Below are 15324 nucleotides of genomic sequence, written 5' to 3'. Positions count from 1 at the left end.
TTCATATCTGGACATAGGGGAAGAGCGGGACGCATGAGGGCCTTTGATGCACTATCGGTTGTGCTGCCTGACGCGGGCAGACCGTCGACGGCGACGGTCGGCCTGAAAGTGACGCCCGGCACGTACAACCCTCGCGGGGGTGAGCGTGTCCAACAGACGTGGCAGAGGTACTCGACTTCAGCGCGGCACGCGGCACGGTCCTTCGACCGCCCCGTCCGGCGGCTCTACGACCCCGCATGCCCGGTACGCCCGGTGGCATGCCGGTGATCGCGCCCGTGCCCGCAGCGCGGCCGGCCCGCATCCCGAACCAGCGCGACGGCGCCGAGGACGGAGTCGCGGCCGGTACGACCGTCGACCACCTCACCGAGACCTACCGGGCGCACTACCGCTCGTTGCTGGGTCTCGCCGCGCTCCTCCTCGACGACACGGCCTCCTGCGAGGACGTCGTCCAGGAGGCCTTCATCCGTGTCCACTCGGCCCGCAAGCGGGTCCGCGACCCCGAGAAGACCCTGGCGTACCTGCGCCAGACGGTCGTCAACCTCTCGCGCTCGGCGCTGCGCCGCCGCATCCTCGGCCTCAAGCTGCTGTCGAAGCCCATGCCCGACATGGCGAGCGCCGAGGAAGGCGCCTACGACCAGCTGGAGCGCGACTCCCTCATCAAGGCGATGAAGGGCCTGCAGCGCCGCCAGCGCGAGGTGCTGGTGCTGCGCTACTTCGCGGACATGACCGAGGCGCAGGTCGCCGAGACGCTCGGCATATCCCTGGGCTCGGTCAAGGCGTACGGCTCGCGCGGGATCGCGGCGCTCAGGCTGGCCATGGAGGCGCCGGCATGAGCGAATCGGACGGCGCGCGCCGTGACGGGCGCGACCGGCACGAGCCCTTCGAGTGGCACGAGCCGACAAGGCTGCACGGGCAAGATCCGAAGCAATCGCACGCTGGGAACGGAACTGTGAACCACGGCCCCGACGACCAGAGCCCCCAGGGGCTCGACTCGGACGAGCTGGACCTGCGCAGGATGCTGCACCAAGTGGTGCAGGAGGTGGAACCGCGCGACGGCACCCTGGACTATCTGCGGAAGGCGGTGCCCCAACGGCGGGCACGCAAGCGGCAGGCCGTCGTCGGCATGGCCGCCGCCGCCCTCTTCATCGGCACCGCCGTCCCCGCCCTGGTGCACGTCTCCAACGCCACCGGCTCCGAAGCCAACCCGTCGGTCGCCGGCCACGCCTCGCAGACCCAGGGCGGCGCGAGCGAGGGCAAGGGCCCGGACGGCGGCGAGAGCAGCGCCGCCGGCACCTCGGGCAAGCCCGAGGGCAAGGACAAGGGCGACAAGAAGGAGAAGGACGAGGAGAAGGGCACCGGCTCCTCCCCCGGCGCGCCCCAGGGCGCCGACCCCTCCTCCAGCACCGCCGCCGGCATCCCGGCGTGCACCGCGGCCCAGCTCGGCCCGGCCGCCGGCAGCAGCGCCGCCCCCGACTCCACCGGTGCGGTCTACGGCTCCTTCCGCGTCACCAACGTCTCCGCCGCGAGTTGTACGGTCAGCGGCCCCGGCTCGGTGAGCGCCCTGCCCCAGGGCGCGGCCGACGCCACGAAGGTCGGTGCCGCCCGGCACGCGGCCGGGGACGCGGCGGCCGGCCTGCCCGACCCGTCCCTGGAGGCCGCCCAGCTGGTGCTCCAGCCGGGCACCGCCTACGACGTGAAGTTCGCCTGGGTCCCCACCGAGACGTGTCCCACCCCCGGCGGCGACCCCGGTGACCCCGGCGACCCCACCCCCGACCCCACACCGTCGGGCGACACGACGGACACGGGCGGCACCTCCACCGGCGGCGACACGGGCACGGCCCCGCAACTGACCACGGAGGACGGCACGGCCGAGGGCAGCGTGGCAGTGACGTACACCCCGGAAACGGGCTCGGGCGCGGCGACGGTGACGGTGTCCAACGCGTGCGCGGGGACGGTGTACTGGACGGGGTTGCTTCAGGGGGCGTAGGGGAGCGGGTGCGGGGGCTGCCGTCCTGGTCGCCCTAGCGCTGCTTTGTGTTCACTTCACCCCGGCGTCCACAGCGACAGGCTCCTCATTGGGCACCAACCCCAGCTCCGCATCCCGCGCGAACTCCACCTCACGCCGCAGCAACCGGAACCACATGAAGATCACAAACCCCACGAAGGCAAACCACTCAGCGGTGTAACCCAGATTCTGGAACGCCTTCAGATCAAGCCCCGTGTCCGGCGGCGCGGCAGCGGGCACCGCCTTCATCCCCGAGTCCCCCCGCGCCAACGTGACCCACGCGTCATACACGTCGTACGGCACCAGATTCACCAGAGACGCCGCACTGATCGCCGCCGTCTGCCCACTCGGCAGCCCGCCCTGCGCGCTGACGCCGTTGTCCCCCGGCGTCTCGGACGCCTGCAGCGCCCCGGTGACCGTGACCTCGCCAGCTGGCGGGGCAGGGGCCTCGGCCGCGTCGGCGGCACCGGGCAACCAGCCCCGGACCACCGGCAGCGCCTCACCCGAGTCGGTGCGCAGCAGCGTCAGGACGTAGAAGCCCTGCTTCCCGTCGAGCTCCCGGCCGGGCACCAGCAGCTGCTTGCCGTAGCGGCCGGTCGCGGTGACCAGCTTGCCGGACGTCGCCTTGGTCACCGGCAGCATCTCCCCGAGCGGCCGCGGCGCCTCGCGCCCCGCCTCGGCGACCTGCTCGGTCGCGGTGCGATGGTCCTGCACGCGGTCCTCGAACCGGCCCAGCTGCCAGGACCCCATGAAGATGCAGAAGGGGATCGACAGCAGCACGAAGATGTTGATCCCCCACCATCGGGGCGTCAGCAGAAACCGGTACACACCCCCACGGTACGGGGCCGCCGGGCAGGGAAAGCCCGCGGGGTCGGCAACGGGGCGGGCCCGCCGGGCGGTTCCGTCACTGCTGACCTGCTCGGAAGGGGGATCGGTGGAGGTTATCCACAGGCTGGGGACCTCGCGGGCGAATTGTCGGTGAGGGCGTGCACTATGGGGCCATGACTGAGAGCAACGGGTCCGACGCGCGGGATCAGCGGGACCAGCACGAGCAAGAGGTACAGGCGGGACAGCAGGAGCGGATGCCGGACTGGGAGAAGCGCTTCCGGGCGCCCCGGGTGTCCCTGCCCGACTGGGCGGAGGACGCGCCGGACCGCTCCCTGTTCGTGTCGAACGCGACGGGGACGTACGAGCTGTACGCCTGGGACCGGTCGACGGGCGAGCAGCGCCAGGTGACGGACCGGCCGAACGGCACGACGGACGGCGTGCTGTCGCCGGACGGCGCATGGATCTGGTGGTTCGACGACAAGGACGGCGACGAGTTCGGCGTGTGGCGCCGCCAGCCCTTCGAGGGCGGCGCGGACGAGCCGGCCGCCGAGGGCCTGGAGGCCTCCTACCCGGCGGGCCTCGCCCTCGGCAGAGACGGGCGCACGGCGGTGGTCGGCCGCTCGACGGACGAGGACGGTACGACGATCCATCTCGTCCGCACCGGCGAGGCCCCGGTGGAGATCTACCGCCACCGCGAGTCGGCCGGCGTCGGCGACCTCTCCCACGACGGCTCGCTCATCGCCATCGAGCACACCGAGCACGGCGACGCGATGCACTCGGCCCTGCGCGTCCTGCGCCCCGACGGCACGGCGGTCGCCGACCTCGACGACACCGAGGGCGGCACCCGCGAGCTGGGCCTGGAGGTCCTCGGCTTCGCCCCCGTCGACGGCGACACCCGCCTCCTCATCGGCCACCAGCGCCGCGGCCGCTGGGAGCCCCTGGTGTGGGACGTGGCCACCGGTGAGGAGACGGACCTGGCGCTGGAGCTGCCGGGCGACGTCAGCGCCGAGTGGTACCCGGACGGCACCGGCCTGCTCATCGTGCACAGCTTCGAGGCCCGCAGCGAGCTGTTCCGCTACGACCTGGCGAGCCGCGCCCTGGTGGAGATCCCGACCCCGCCGGGCACGGTGTCGGGTGCCACGGCCCGGCCCGACGGTCACGTGGAGTACCTGTGGTCCTCGGCCGCAGAGCCGTCGGCGGTCCGCTCCACGGCGGGCGGCGTCGTGCTCGACCCGCCCGGCATGAAGTCGCCCGGCTCGGTGCCGGTGGAGGACGTGTGGGTGGAGGGCCCCGGGGGCCGCATCCACGCCCTCGTCCAGAAGCCGAAGGGCTCCACCGGCCCGCTCCCCACGGTCTTCGACATCCACGGCGGCCCCACCTGGCACGACAGCGACTCCTTCGCGGCGGGCCCGGCGGCCTGGGTCGATCACGGCTACGCGGTGATCCGTGTCAACTACCGCGGCTCGACGGGCTACGGCCGTGCCTGGACGGACGCCCTGAAGCACCGCGTCGGCCTCATCGAGCTGGAGGACATCGCCGCGGTCCGCGAATGGGCCGTCAGCTCCGGCCTCGCCGACCCCGACCGCCTGATCCTCACCGGCGGCTCCTGGGGCGGCTACCTCACCCTGCTCGGCCTCGGCGTCCAGCCCGACGCGTGGGCCCTGGGCATCGCGGCGGTTCCGGTCGCCGACTACGTCACGGCGTACCACGACGAGATGGAAGCGCTGAAGGCGATGGACCGCACGCTGCTGGGCGGCACGCCGGAAGAGGTCCCGGACCGCTTCGAGGCCTCGTCCCCGCTCACGTACGTGGACCAGGTCAAGGCCCCGGTCTACATCTCGGCCGGCGTCAACGATCCCCGCTGCCCGATCCGCCAGATCGAGAACTACGTGAAGCGCCTGGAGGCGAGGGGCGCGGTGCACGAGGTGTACCGCTATGACGCCGGGCACGGGTCGCTGGTGGTGGACGAGCGGATCAAGCAGGTGCGGCTGGAGCTGGAGTTCGCGGAGCGGCATCTGAAGGGGGTGACGAGCGCCCAGTAGCTCGGGGGACGGGGGTGGTGTCGGCGGCTGCGGGTCTTCGGTGGCTGATCGCGCAGTTCCCCGCGCCCCTTGGGCGCTGCGCGCCCCGCTGTCCGCGGGCATGCGTGCCGCCTGGGGCGGCACGGGTGGGCGCGGGCGGCACCCCGCTGCGCCGGGTCGCGCGACCGACCCGGCAGCAGCGCCATCGCCGTGCACCTTGTCATGCCGAGCCGTGAAACCCACCGCTCGGCGTCACGTTCACGCCCCGGCCCGCTCCCGCCGCCTCCGCCTCAGCAGCTCCGCCAGCCCCCGCCGCGTCGCCGCCAGCACCACCCGGTCCCCGGCGCCCAGCACATACGTAGGAGGCAGATCCCACACCAGCCCCGAAGCCGGCGCGCCGTCCCCCTCCGCGCTCTCCCCTTCACCCCGCCGCCCGGAGGGCGCCGTATTGAGTGCCAGCACCCGCCACGCCCCGGCCCGAAACGCCTCCCCGACCGTCCGGCCCTCCAACTGCGGATGCCCGGCCACCTCCAGCTCCGCGAACAGCAGCACCCGCCGCTCCACCGGAATCGCCCCCAGGATCTGCCGCCCCATCATCGCCCCGGCGAACGCGGGAGCGGCCAGATGCGACACACTCCGGCTCCGCGTGAGGGCGAACGGATGCGCCGCCCGCAGCGTCCGGTACACGGCCGTCGCGAAGTCGTCGTCGTACAGCCGCAGCACGACTCGCAGATCCGGCCGCACGGACCGGGCGTACAGCGCGGCCTCCAGATTCGTCGTGTCCGCGCTCGTCAACGCCAGCAGCGCGTGCGCCCGATGGATCTTCGCGGCCTCCAGCACCCCTTCCTGAGTCACGTCTCCGAGCACCACCGGCACCCGCAGCCGCCGAGCCGTGGCCATCCCCCGCGCCTCCGGGTCGGACTCCACGCACACCACGGGAATGTGCAGCTCCCGCAGCCGCGTCAGCACCCGCGTCCCGATCTTGCCGAGCCCGAGCAGCACCACATGCCCGCCGAGCCCCCTCGGCGGCTTGCGCAGCGCGGACGCGCTGCGGAACGTGCCCAGGGCCTCCAGCACCGCGGCCAGCAGCACCGGCAGCAGCAGCAACCCGACGAGCCCGGACAGCAGTTGCAGGACCTGACGCCCGGTCGACTCGTGGAACGCGGGGTCGTTGATGCCGAAGAGATCGAGCAGCGTGACGTACGTCGCGTACAGCGGATGCTCCCCGGTGACGAACATCAGCGCCACGGCGAGCGCGAGCACACAGCCCACCAGTCCGGCCAGCGACCAGCGCAGCCGCCGCGAGAAGAGGGAGGCGAACGGCGGCACACCGCCCCGCCCGGCGGGCAGGGACGGCCCGGAGTACGACACCTGCTCCAGGACGACGGTCCCGCGCCCGGTCGCCGCCGCCACCGCCGCCTCGTCGGGCAGCAGTCGGGGCCCGTGCTCCCCGCTGCCCTCGGAACCGTCCGCGCCGGCCGGGTCGTTGCTCGTCGCGGACAGCAGCGCCAGCGTGCACAGGCCCGGGTCGGCCACCTCGCCCGGCCGCGGCGGCTGCCGTTCCACCGCGCGCAGGACGAGCCCCTCCGTCTGGACGACCTTGCTGGTGCCGACGAGGGCGGTCGCGGCCAGCGCGGGCGCGGCAGTGTCGGCGTCGGAGAGCACGGTCGTCGACGCGTCGAGGCCCGAGCCGCCCGGCCCCGCCCCGGAGGCCAGGGCGGCCGTCTGGTCCAGGAGTTCCTCGATGTGCTGCCCCAACCGCCGGTTGTACAGCCGCAGTACGAGACGCAGCCGGGGGTTGAGACGGCGGGCGGTGAGCGCGGCGCGGATGTTGGTCTCGTCGTCGTCGTACACGAGCGCCAGGGCCGCCGCTCGGTCGGCGCCGACCTCGGTGAGCACGGCCTCGGTGACCTCGGCGGCCTCCACGACCTGCTCGTTCCCGGCCGGTTCGGCGCCGCCCGCGCCCGTCCGGTTGACGGCCGCGTTCACGACCCGGTCGAGCAGGGCCGCCGAGGCGGCGCGGGCCCGTCCGACCACCGGCTGCCGCACCCGGCGCACCGAGGGCGGTACGACGAGCGTGACCTGTTCGCCGTAGACGCCTCGGAGTTCGGCCGCGAGCCGGTGCGCGAGCCCGTCGTCACCGCACACGATCATGTGCGTGGCCGGGTCACCTGGCTGACCTTGGTTCGGAACGCTCCCCACGAGGAGAAGACTGCCTCACCGGCACGGCTGGTTCCAGAAGGGGGCCGTGGGGCGTGAACGCCCGGGCCCGACCGCGCGTACAGAAGGGGAGGGAATGGGCAATGCCCCTGCGCACCACCGGAGGTACCGGATCCGTGTCCACCACGAAGACCGCCCCGCGGGAGAGCGGCGAGCGCGCGGACACCGAGCCGGACCGGGACGCCGAAGATGGCCGGGAAGAAGGCCGGCACCTCAACTCCCCCCTCCTGCTCACTCTCCTCCTGCTCACGGCGGTGATGTTCCAGGACCCCATCCGCGGGGCGCTGTCCGCACCGGTGATGCAGAGCTGGATGACGGTGTTCGTCGCGGTCATGGTCCAGGCGCTGCCGTTCCTGGTGCTCGGCGTGCTGCTGTCCGCGGCGATCGCGGTGTTCGTGCCGCCGTCCTTCTTCGCCCGGGCCCTGCCCCGCCGCCCGGCCCTGGCCGTCCCGGTCGCGGGCGCGGCGGGCGCGGTGCTCCCGGGCTGCGAGTGCGCGTCGGTGCCGGTCGCCGGGGCGCTGGTCCGCAGAGGGGTCACACCGGCCGCGGCGCTGGCGTTCCTCCTCTCGGCCCCCGCCATCAACCCCATCGTGCTGACCGCGACGGCCGTGGCGTTCCCCGGCAACCCGGAGATGGTCCTGGCCCGCTTCGTCGCGAGCCTGCTGGTGGCCTGCGCGATGGGCTGGCTCTGGCACCGCCTGGGCCGCACGGACTGGCTGCGCCTCCCGGCGGGGACGTCGTACGAGGGGCAGAGCAAGGGGGCCGCCTTCTGGGACTCGGTGCGCCACGACGTCACGCACGCGGGCGGTTTCCTGGTGGTCGGCGCGATGGCCGCGGCGACGCTGAAGGCCGTGGTCCCGGCGGACTGGCTGCGCCTGGCGGCCGACCACCCGGTGCTGTCCGTCCTGGCCCTCGCGGTCCTGGCCGTGCTCCTGTCCATCTGCTCGGAGGCGGACGCGTTCGTCGCGGCGTCCCTGACCCAGTTCTCCCTGACGGCCCGTCTGACGTTCCTGGTGGTCGGACCCATGATCGACCTGAAGCTCTTCGCGATGCAGGCGGGCACCTTCGGCCGCGCCTTCGCCCTGCGCTTCGCCCCCGCGACCTTCGCCCTGGCCGTCGTCGTGTCGGCCCTGACCGGAACGGTCCTGCTGTGAACCGCCTGGCCCAGACGGCCCTGCTCTTCCTCCTCGGCGCGACGCTGCTGCACGCCGGCACGACCGACCTCTACCTGCGCTACGTCAAGTCGGGCCTGCGCCCACTGGTCCTGCTGGCGGGCGCGGTGCTGATCGCGACGGCGGCGGCGACACTCTGGTACGAACGCCGCCGCACCACGGCAGCCGCCCACCACCACGAACCCCGTATCTCCTGGCTCCTCACCCTCCCGGTGTTCGCGCTGATCCTGGTCGCCCCGCCGGCCCTCGGCTCCTACAGCGCGGCCCACACGGGCACGGCCCTGACGAAGCCCCTCGGCTTCCCGGACCTCCCCGAGGGCGGCGGCCCCCTCCGCCTCGGCGTGGCCGACTACGCGAGCCGGGCGGTCTACGACGACGGCCGCTCCCTGCGCGGCCGCGAGCTGAAGATCACCGGCTTCGTCACCCTGGACCGGGCGGGCGCCCCCTACCTGGTCCGCATGGGCCTCAACTGCTGCGCCGCGGACGCCCAGCCGGTCAAGATCGCCCTGACCGGCGACATCCCCCCGGTCCTGCGCCCGGACACCTGGCTGGAGATCACCGGCCGCTACACCCCCCGCCGCACCAAGGACCCGGTCAACAACGGCCCGATCCCGTACGTCGAGGTCACCAGCGCCCGACCGGTCCCCACACCGCACGACCCGTACGACGAGACGTGGAACACCTGACGCCCGGCGTAGTGGAAACGCCTCTCCCGGGTACTCGCCAGAAGCCGCTGATCAGCGAGGGGGACGAATGACCACACTCGAAGGCGAGCGCACCGCCGAACTCGACCCGGCCCTCCTGACCGAGGCCCGGGAGCGACTCGCGAAGGCCGACAGCAGAGCGGGACTGACCCTGGCGATCCTGGGCGCGACCCTGACCGCCCTGCTCGGCGCGATCACCGTCGGCGTCATCGCCCCCGGCCAGTACGCGGCGATCCCCCAGCTCCTCGTCTGGTCCGGCTGCGCGGCCTGCGCCCCGTCCCTGGTCCTCCTCGGCCTGGCCGTGACACCCCGACCGGCCGCCCCCCGCCCCTCCCGGGCCCACGGCGCCGACGACACGGCCCAGTTGAAGACCCTGCTCCGCACCGCATCGACCAAGTACCGCTGCATACGCCGGGCGACGGCCTGGGGCGCGGCGTTCGTCACGCTCACCCTGGCAGGAACACTGACCGGAATGCTGTCCTGACGGCCTGCCCTTCTTCATCCGACTCCGACCAGCGCTTTCGTCGGTTCCCCTACGTGACGCCTAGGCCAGCTTCCTCCCCCCACGCCTCTCGGCACGGGACAGCAACTCCCAGGGCAGCAACGCCATCACGCTCCGGTCGGCGGAGAGATAGGCGAGATGCAGGACGCGCGCCGACCCGTCCACGCAGACGAGCCAGTGCGCGACGTCGATCCGCCCGAGCGGCGCGCCGGCACGGCGGAACACGCCGTCCACCCACTGGATGTACCCACCGGGCATGAGCCGCCGGATCTGCCGCGGCTTCGCCCGGGGCAGCACACTCACGACCACATGCACGTCCTCCCCGAACCGCCGCCCGACCCCGTCCCGGGCCTCGGCGACGAACGCCACCGCGCCCTCCTCGGCCAGCCGCCGCCACCCCGGCCGCCGGGTCAGCGCCATACCGGTGGCCTCGACCTTGCCCATCTGCTGGGGGACGACCCGCCGCACCCAGCCGTTGACCTCCCCGGCCCACACCACCGCGACCACGACGGACCGCCCCCCGGACACCTCGTACGTGTACGTACCCGTACGCGACAACGACCCGGGCGAGACCTCCCCGTCCCCCTCCAGCCGCAGCACCAGCGCCTCAGCGACCCCCTCGGTCGGCTCCCCTGCCGGGTACGTGGTGAGCCGAGTCCCCGTCAGATCACCCCCGGACTCCCTCTCGACCGACTCCACGAGCCCACGGATCTCACCGACGTCGAGATCGTCCCCCTGATGCAGAATCAGCACACGCTCTGCGCCCATGGGGCATGCCACCACGGGGGACCCGGGACGGGTCCCGTGCGACGGGCCCGCCCGCCACAGACGGCGCGGGCCGTCAGCGGCGCGCGAGTTGCCGCTCGCCGCCTGCGCCCGTCTGGTAGGGCATGTCGTAGTGCCGGAAGATCGCTTCCTCTGCCTCGGCGGGCAGAATGTCGTCCATGCCGATCGAGGGTGCCTTTTTCACCAGCGTCTTGGTGTAGGAGACCTTGACGTAATCGGGCCCGAGGATCGCCTCGTCGAGGGGTACGAAGGCCAGCTGGTGGCGGGTAGGGAGTCCGGTGCGGACCGTGGCCATGGTCGGTTCGTCGGTAGTGGTGTCGACGTAGACCGCTTCGAGTACGCCGATCTTGTGGCCCTTCGGGTCGACGACGCTGCGGTTGCGCCACTCGCGGATATCGGCTGCATGGATCATGGCCTGCCTCCTGAGCCGTCGATCCGGGCCGGTGCGAGCCGCCCCCTGCGGGCTGTCGCCGCACGCTGAGCCCGGTAGCGGCCTTTGTTCTTCCAGGCTATCCGGGAATCTCTGCGTCGCGCCCTCGCGCGGTGACGGTATCGACCGTGGTAATCGACAGGCATGCCGATGAAGCCTTCCGATGCCGCGGACCGTTCGTCTTGGTTCGGGCGGCTGCGCCGCGTGATCAGCCGTTCGCCGGTCGGGCGCGGATGGCGGCGGAGCAGCGGTATTGAACTGTGGTCGCGTTCGCTGGGCTTCGCGGCGCTGGGATTGCTCACGCTGGTGCCACTGCTGATCATCGTCTCCTCCGCCGATCCCGAGCACGGGCGGGGGTTCGCGCAGTGGCTGGGGGAAGGGCTCGGCGTGTCGACGGCCTCAAGGCAGCAGGTCGAGCAGTTGTTCACCCGGCCCGGCCAGGCCCTGCGGACCACGACCGCGTTCGGTATCGCCGCCCTCGCCGTGTTCGGCCTGACCTTCGGGGCGGCAGTGCAGACCGGATACGAGAAGGTCTGGGACCTGCCGCCGGCCCGCTGGTGGGCCAGGTGGCGGCACGTGGTGTGGCTCGGCATCCTCACCGGATACCTCTTCCTCTCCGCCACCACCACGCTGCGCCGCGAGCCCCTGGCGGGTGGGGCCGTTGCCTTGCTGAGCGCCGTGGTGTTCCTGTGGTGGTCCCAGCGCCTGCTGCTCGGCGGGAGGATCCGCTGGCGTGCCCTGATGCCCGGCGCCGTGGCCACAGTCATAGGGCTGCTCGGCCTGAGGGTCTTCTCCAGGCTCGTCTTCTCGCCGTTGATCGCATCCAACGCCGTCACCTACGGACCCGTCGGAACCGTCCTCGTCATCCAGTCCTGGCTGGTCGGTGTGGGTGCCGTCGTCTTCGGCGGAGCGCTGATCGGTCGGCTGCTGTACGAGGAACTCCCACGCATGGCACACGCACTGAAACGGGGCAGGTGAGATGCGGCCATGCAACTGGTCATGGTCCGTGCGCGAGGCCGCTGACGGAAACTGGCTGGTCACCTGTGGCGAGTCGGACGGCTGTGGCGGCGGCGCGGCGGGAAGCGGCCGCGGCCCCCGTCGTGGTGGTCCCGCCGTTCGCCGGCGGTCGGCGACTGGGACCGGTCCGGTCCCACCGGGGGCTGCGGCGTGCCGCGGCCTCGGCGGCCGGGCAGGGGGGCGCTGTACCGGTACGCGGCGATTCTGTCGGCGTGCTGGAGGTTGAGCCGGTGGATCACGTACGCCGCCGCTGCGATGAGGACCACGAAGGCGGCGGCTGTCAGGAAGGCGTTCATGGCGGCCACCTCACATACCGATGATCAGCCGGCTGGCCCGGCCGGGCGGACCGGTCTGTCGGGGAACGGCCGCTGACACCGCAAAGGCGCCGCCCTCGTACTCCCATGCCTCGTCCGGGTCCAGTGGCTGGTCGGCCGCCAAGACGCCGTGCCGGGCCTCGTCCGCGGCGATGAACGCGCTCGCGGTCAGTGGCGGGCCGTCGTAGTCGGACGCGGCAGCCATCAGCCGGGCCGCCGACTCCGCCCCGGTCTCGGGCGGGATGACCAGGAGATCCCAGCGGCTGGTGCCGTAGGAGAGCAGCAGCAGCTTGTGCGGGTCGATCTCCGGGGTGAACCAGCCGACCTTGACGATGTGGCCGTCCACGGGAACCTTGCGGGGGATGACCGGCCAGTGCTCCGGGTTGACGGCGATGCGGGTGATGCGGCCCCACAAGGGTTCCAACACGTCGGTGAGCGCCGGAAGTTCGCTCAGCAGATCCCGGGATCGGGGCCACCAGGCCCCGTCCAGGAGTCCGCGGGAGGTGCCGTCGGTCTTCAATGCGAGACGCGCGGCCGGGGGTGCGACGGGCTCGTGGTGCGGCAGGGCTGGATGCAAGGTCGCCGACATGATGCGGACCCGTCTCCGGGATGCCTCTGAGGCGGCCCGGGTTTCATCTTTCGCCGAGAACGACCCGGCGTGGAAGCCGGTGTGCGAAATGCCCTCGGTCCTGTCCACACTACTCCGCGCTCCGCCACAGCGCGGAATATGCGGCCGCCTAGAGCTGGAGCAGCCGCTGGGTGATCTCCCGGTACTGCCTCAGCGCGTGCCGGAGTTCGTCGGACTGTGTTCCGTGGGCCTGGTCCTGCCACCCGGCGCGCAGGACACGCCGCCGTTCCGCGAGGGCGTTCACGAGCTGGGCGGTGGCTTCGTCGTAGGCGCTCTCGGCCTCTTCCAGCGCCTCGCGCGGAGTGTCGGCGAAGGTGTTGAGGGCGTGCCGGAGGCGCAGGACGATCTTGTCCCTTTCGGACGACGGGAGCAGCGGCTCCGGGCCCGGGGCACGGCGTTCGGCGGGGCCCCGGGTCTGGCCCGCGGGCTGCTGGGCGCGTGTCTGGTCGTACATCATCGAGTGCCGCTTCCGTTCCGCCCGAAGGCGTCCTTGGTCTTCTCGACGGCCTGTTTCAGGCTTCCGGAGACCCGGTAGATCCTGCCTCGGCGTTGCAGTCGCCTGTTGCGGGTGACCCAGCCGAGATCTTCGGTGATCCTGCCCTTCATCGTCTGCGCCGTGTTCCTGACCGTCCGTACAACGGTCATGGCCCTGCGCCGTGTTGCCAGTCAACGTCCGGCGACGGTCGGTGTCAACGCCGTGGCCACGCGATCCGGCCTGCCTCGATTCGGAGCATGCGGGAGTACGGTGGAGAAAGCGAGGTCTCTTCGTATGCCGGTGTCCGAACCGGCCCGTCCTCGCGACTCCCCATCACAGGGGGAGCCCGTGTCCCCGGCCGCGTCAAACGCATCCAGGGCCGAGGAGCAACGTATGCCGCACAGTGCGATCACGTCCACGACGGTCACACCGTCGGCCCCCGCCCCGTCGCCCCAGGGCTACGACGGGACGTCCCCCTTCCCGCCGGACGGCCCGGCGCCCGCCCGCGACGGCGGTGAGCGGCTGTACGTCGCGGTGACGGGGGTGATCGTCGTCCTGCCGTTCGTGGCGATCGCGCTCGCCGGCTGGCTGCTGTGGGGGAGTCTCATCCATCCCGCCGACATCGTGCTCGCCCTCGTCCTGTACACGATCACCGGTCTCGGCGTCACCGTCGGCTTCCACCGCGGCCTCACCCACGGCGGCTACCGCGCCGCCCGCCCTGTGCGCGTCGCACTCGCGGTGGCAGGGTCGATGAGCTTCCAGGGCGACGTCATCGGCTGGGTCGCCACGCACCGCCGCCACCACGCCTTCACCGACCGGCCGGGCGAACCGCACTCCCCGTACCGCTACGGCACGCACCTGCGAGGCCAGTTGCGCGGGCTGCTGCACGCGCACGTCGGCTGGCTGTTCCGCAACGACCGCACACCCGCCGACCGGTACGCCCCCGACCTCCTGGCCGACCGCGACATCCGCGCCGTCTCCCGCGCCTTCCCGGCCCTGTGCCTCCTCACGCTCGCCCTGCCGTTCGCGCTGGGCTGGGCCATCGGCGGTACGTGGCTGTACGGCGTGACCGCCCTGCTGTGGGCGGGACTCGTGCGCATCGCGCTGCTCCACCACGTCACCTGGAGCGTGAACTCCCTCTGCCACCTGATCGGTGAGCGCCCGTTCCGCACCCGCCGCCACGACCGGGCCACCAACCTGTGGCCCCTCGCCCTGCTCTCGTTCGGCGAGAGCTGGCACAACCTCCACCACGCCGACCCCACCAGCGCCCGCCACGGCGTCGACCGCGGTCAGGTCGACCCCTCCGCCGCCTTCATCCGCCTCCTCGAACGCCTCGGCTGGGTGCACGACGTGCGCTGGCCGAGCGCGGACCGGGTCGAGGCCCGCCGCGCCTGACAGCGACCACTCACCTCCGCCGCCGCACGGCAGTTGACAGGAGCTTTCATGACCACCGCACTGCAACCCCCGCCTCCCTCCCATCCCCTCCTCCGCCTGCGCCTGGCTGCCCACGGGGGCATGCCCCAGCCCATCGACGGAGGGTGGTGGCCCCGTTCGTATGACCTGCTCGTCGAACTCCCCAGGCTGCTCGCCGGGTTGCCACGCGCGTGGGGCCACATCACGAGCGTCACGGTCAACGGGACGGCGTGGTCCTCGGCGCCCGGCCGGATGCTCGTCTTCAACCAGGTCGTACGACTGAGCAGGACCGTGGCGCCATCCGCCCCGCACACCATCGTCCTGCTCGCCCCCGGCCGGGGGCGCTGGGACCTGCTGGTCGTGCCTCCGGATACGACCGAGGAGGCCGCGGAACCGCTCATGGCGGCCGCGGCAAGTGGTCACGTCTGACCCGGCCCCACCACCGGTCGGCCCGGGCCGGCCGGTGGTGGCCTCGTACGACGAGGACGTGTCGCCGGCCCGTTCCGCCGTCACGAGGGCGGTCGTGGTCATCTGCGGCCCGGTGTTCGTGCTCGCGGCGGCCATCAGCCGGGCGGCCGAGGGGGCAACGGTAGGCACGGTGCGGATCCTGCTCCGGACTGAACCACCCGACCTTCCACATGGGCGTGGACGAAGACCTTGCGCGGAGGATCGGCCAGTGGCGCGGGTTGACAGCGATATGGGTGATCCGTCCCCACAGCGGATCCAGCACGTCCGCCAAGGCGGAGAGTTCGCGTGTCAGGTCACGTGAACGGAGCCACCAGGCGCCGTCCAGTTCGGCGTGCCCTGGT

The 15324-nt window shown here is 72.4% G+C and carries 18 protein-coding genes; 9 read left to right on the top strand and 9 right to left on the bottom strand.

What is annotated here, in order from left to right:
• Nucleotides 1–257 precede the first annotated feature (257 nt).
• Together IE255_RS23825 and IE255_RS23820 are read left to right on the top strand one after the other, a co-directional pair.
• A complete protein-coding gene (locus IE255_RS23825) occupies nt 258–833 on the top strand; it encodes a SigE family RNA polymerase sigma factor (protein ID WP_010032008.1) in 576 nt (191 codons plus the stop codon).
• A 116-nt stretch (nt 834–949) separates the two neighbouring features.
• A complete protein-coding gene (locus IE255_RS23820; protein WP_190052409.1) occupies nt 950–1987 on the top strand; it encodes a hypothetical protein in 1038 nt (345 codons plus the stop codon).
• A gap of 51 nt (nt 1988–2038) precedes the next feature.
• On the opposite strand, the gene IE255_RS23815 is transcribed toward IE255_RS23820, so the two are convergent.
• Complete coding sequence (locus IE255_RS23815; RefSeq protein WP_190052408.1) at nt 2039–2833, bottom strand: SURF1 family protein; 795 nt, start codon at nt 2831–2833, stop codon at nt 2039–2041.
• A gap of 173 nt (nt 2834–3006) precedes the next feature.
• Here IE255_RS23815 and IE255_RS23810 point away from each other — a divergent pair, with 173 nt between their 5' ends.
• Nucleotides 3007–4875, top strand: coding sequence for a S9 family peptidase (locus IE255_RS23810; protein WP_190052407.1), 1869 nt, complete (start codon nt 3007–3009; stop codon nt 4873–4875).
• A 237-nt stretch (nt 4876–5112) separates the two neighbouring features.
• On the opposite strand, the gene IE255_RS23805 is transcribed toward IE255_RS23810, so the two are convergent.
• Nucleotides 5113–7008 (bottom strand): potassium channel family protein, encoded by a 1896-nt coding sequence (locus IE255_RS23805; protein WP_190052406.1) that lies wholly within the window; start codon nt 7006–7008, stop codon nt 5113–5115.
• A 182-nt stretch (nt 7009–7190) separates the two neighbouring features.
• Here IE255_RS23805 and IE255_RS23800 point away from each other — a divergent pair, with 182 nt between their 5' ends.
• From IE255_RS23800 to IE255_RS23790, 3 genes are all read left to right on the top strand, one after another.
• Nucleotides 7191–8228 carry a permease gene (locus tag IE255_RS23800; RefSeq protein ID WP_190052405.1) on the top strand — a complete coding sequence of 346 codons (1038 nt, stop codon included), beginning with the start codon at nt 7191–7193 and terminating at the stop codon, nt 8226–8228.
• Nucleotides 8225–8932, top strand: a complete 708-nt coding sequence (locus tag IE255_RS23795) for a TIGR03943 family putative permease subunit (protein WP_190052404.1) — start codon at nt 8225–8227, stop codon at nt 8930–8932. Before IE255_RS23800 ends, IE255_RS23795 begins: the two co-directional genes overlap by 4 nt.
• A gap of 67 nt (nt 8933–8999) precedes the next feature.
• On the top strand, nt 9000–9434 hold the full coding sequence (locus tag IE255_RS23790) for a Pycsar system effector family protein (protein ID WP_190052403.1): 435 nt from the start codon (nt 9000–9002) through the stop codon (nt 9432–9434).
• Between the two features lie 60 nt (nt 9435–9494).
• Here IE255_RS23790 and IE255_RS23785 read toward each other — a convergent pair whose 3' ends face one another.
• Complete coding sequence (locus tag IE255_RS23785) at nt 9495–10220, bottom strand: hypothetical protein (protein WP_190052402.1); 726 nt, start codon at nt 10218–10220, stop codon at nt 9495–9497.
• A 73-nt stretch (nt 10221–10293) separates the two neighbouring features.
• Nucleotides 10294–10650: a PRC-barrel domain-containing protein gene (locus tag IE255_RS23780; RefSeq protein ID WP_190052401.1), complete on the bottom strand. Its 357-nt coding sequence runs from the start codon at nt 10648–10650 to the stop codon at nt 10294–10296.
• Between the two features lie 162 nt (nt 10651–10812).
• Here IE255_RS23780 and IE255_RS23775 point away from each other — a divergent pair, with 162 nt between their 5' ends.
• Nucleotides 10813–11646 carry a YhjD/YihY/BrkB family envelope integrity protein gene (locus tag IE255_RS23775; RefSeq protein WP_190052400.1) on the top strand — a complete coding sequence of 278 codons (834 nt, stop codon included), beginning with the start codon at nt 10813–10815 and terminating at the stop codon, nt 11644–11646.
• Between the two features lie 59 nt (nt 11647–11705).
• Here the strand turns inward: IE255_RS23775 and IE255_RS23770 are convergent, their stop codons facing one another.
• From IE255_RS23770 to IE255_RS23755, 4 genes are read right to left on the bottom strand one after another with little or no spacing between them, the layout of a single operon-like run.
• Nucleotides 11706–11981 carry a hypothetical protein gene (locus tag IE255_RS23770; protein WP_190052399.1) on the bottom strand — a complete coding sequence of 92 codons (276 nt, stop codon included), beginning with the start codon at nt 11979–11981 and terminating at the stop codon, nt 11706–11708.
• A 10-nt stretch (nt 11982–11991) separates the two neighbouring features.
• Nucleotides 11992–12696 (bottom strand): DUF5994 family protein, encoded by a 705-nt coding sequence (locus IE255_RS23765; protein ID WP_190052398.1) that lies wholly within the window; start codon nt 12694–12696, stop codon nt 11992–11994.
• A gap of 40 nt (nt 12697–12736) precedes the next feature.
• Complete coding sequence (locus IE255_RS23760) at nt 12737–13084, bottom strand: hypothetical protein (protein WP_190052397.1); 348 nt, start codon at nt 13082–13084, stop codon at nt 12737–12739.
• The gene (locus IE255_RS23755; RefSeq protein ID WP_190052396.1) at nt 13081–13272 is read right to left on the bottom strand and encodes a CsbD family protein; all 192 of its coding nucleotides are present in this window, start codon (nt 13270–13272) and stop codon (nt 13081–13083) included. The genes IE255_RS23760 and IE255_RS23755 overlap by 4 nt, the downstream gene beginning before the upstream one ends.
• A gap of 223 nt (nt 13273–13495) precedes the next feature.
• Between IE255_RS23755 and IE255_RS23750 the strand changes: the two genes are divergently transcribed.
• On the top strand, nt 13496–14497 hold the full coding sequence (locus IE255_RS23750) for an acyl-CoA desaturase (RefSeq protein ID WP_190052395.1): 1002 nt from the start codon (nt 13496–13498) through the stop codon (nt 14495–14497).
• Between the two features lie 48 nt (nt 14498–14545).
• On the top strand, nt 14546–14944 hold the full coding sequence (locus IE255_RS23745) for a DUF5994 family protein (protein WP_190052394.1): 399 nt from the start codon (nt 14546–14548) through the stop codon (nt 14942–14944).
• Here the strand turns inward: IE255_RS23745 and IE255_RS39295 are convergent.
• On the bottom strand, nt 14913–15308 hold the full coding sequence (locus IE255_RS39295; RefSeq protein WP_229906572.1) for a DUF5994 family protein: 396 nt from the start codon (nt 15306–15308) through the stop codon (nt 14913–14915). The two genes, IE255_RS23745 and IE255_RS39295, sit on opposite strands and share 32 nt — an antisense overlap.
• Between the last annotated feature and the right edge of the window lie 16 nt (nt 15309–15324).

Origin of the sequence: Streptomyces lomondensis (assembly GCF_014651035.1) — a bacterium.
GTDB classification, from domain to species: Bacteria; Actinomycetota; Actinomycetes; order Streptomycetales; family Streptomycetaceae; genus Streptomyces; species Streptomyces lomondensis.
Note: the sequence above shows the minus strand (reverse complement) of the source record. Positions and strands in the feature narration are given on the sequence as shown.

Excerpts from the sequence above, each read along its gene's own strand:
- IE255_RS23825 (WP_010032008.1), top strand. The coding sequence starts at position 258 with ATGCCGGTGATCGCGCCCGTGCCCGCAGCGCGGCCGGCCCGCATCCCG.
- IE255_RS23745 (WP_190052394.1), top strand. The coding sequence starts at position 14,546 with ATGACCACCGCACTGCAACCCCCGCCTCCCTCCCATCCCCTCCTCCGC.
- IE255_RS23770 (WP_190052399.1), bottom strand. The coding sequence starts at position 11,981 with ATGAACGCCTTCCTGACAGCCGCCGCCTTCGTGGTCCTCATCGCAGCG.
- IE255_RS23755 (WP_190052396.1), bottom strand. The coding sequence starts at position 13,272 with ATGACCGTTGTACGGACGGTCAGGAACACGGCGCAGACGATGAAGGGC.
- IE255_RS23775 (WP_190052400.1), top strand. The coding sequence starts at position 10,813 with ATGCCGATGAAGCCTTCCGATGCCGCGGACCGTTCGTCTTGGTTCGGG.
- IE255_RS23785 (WP_190052402.1), bottom strand. The coding sequence starts at position 10,220 with ATGGGCGCAGAGCGTGTGCTGATTCTGCATCAGGGGGACGATCTCGAC.
- IE255_RS23760 (WP_190052397.1), bottom strand. The coding sequence starts at position 13,084 with ATGATGTACGACCAGACACGCGCCCAGCAGCCCGCGGGCCAGACCCGG.
- IE255_RS23805 (WP_190052406.1), bottom strand. The coding sequence starts at position 7,008 with ATGATCGTGTGCGGTGACGACGGGCTCGCGCACCGGCTCGCGGCCGAA.
- IE255_RS23780 (WP_190052401.1), bottom strand. The coding sequence starts at position 10,650 with ATGATCCATGCAGCCGATATCCGCGAGTGGCGCAACCGCAGCGTCGTC.
- IE255_RS23790 (WP_190052403.1), top strand. The coding sequence starts at position 9,000 with ATGACCACACTCGAAGGCGAGCGCACCGCCGAACTCGACCCGGCCCTC.
- IE255_RS23750 (WP_190052395.1), top strand. The coding sequence starts at position 13,496 with ATGCCGCACAGTGCGATCACGTCCACGACGGTCACACCGTCGGCCCCC.
- IE255_RS23810 (WP_190052407.1), top strand. The coding sequence starts at position 3,007 with ATGACTGAGAGCAACGGGTCCGACGCGCGGGATCAGCGGGACCAGCAC.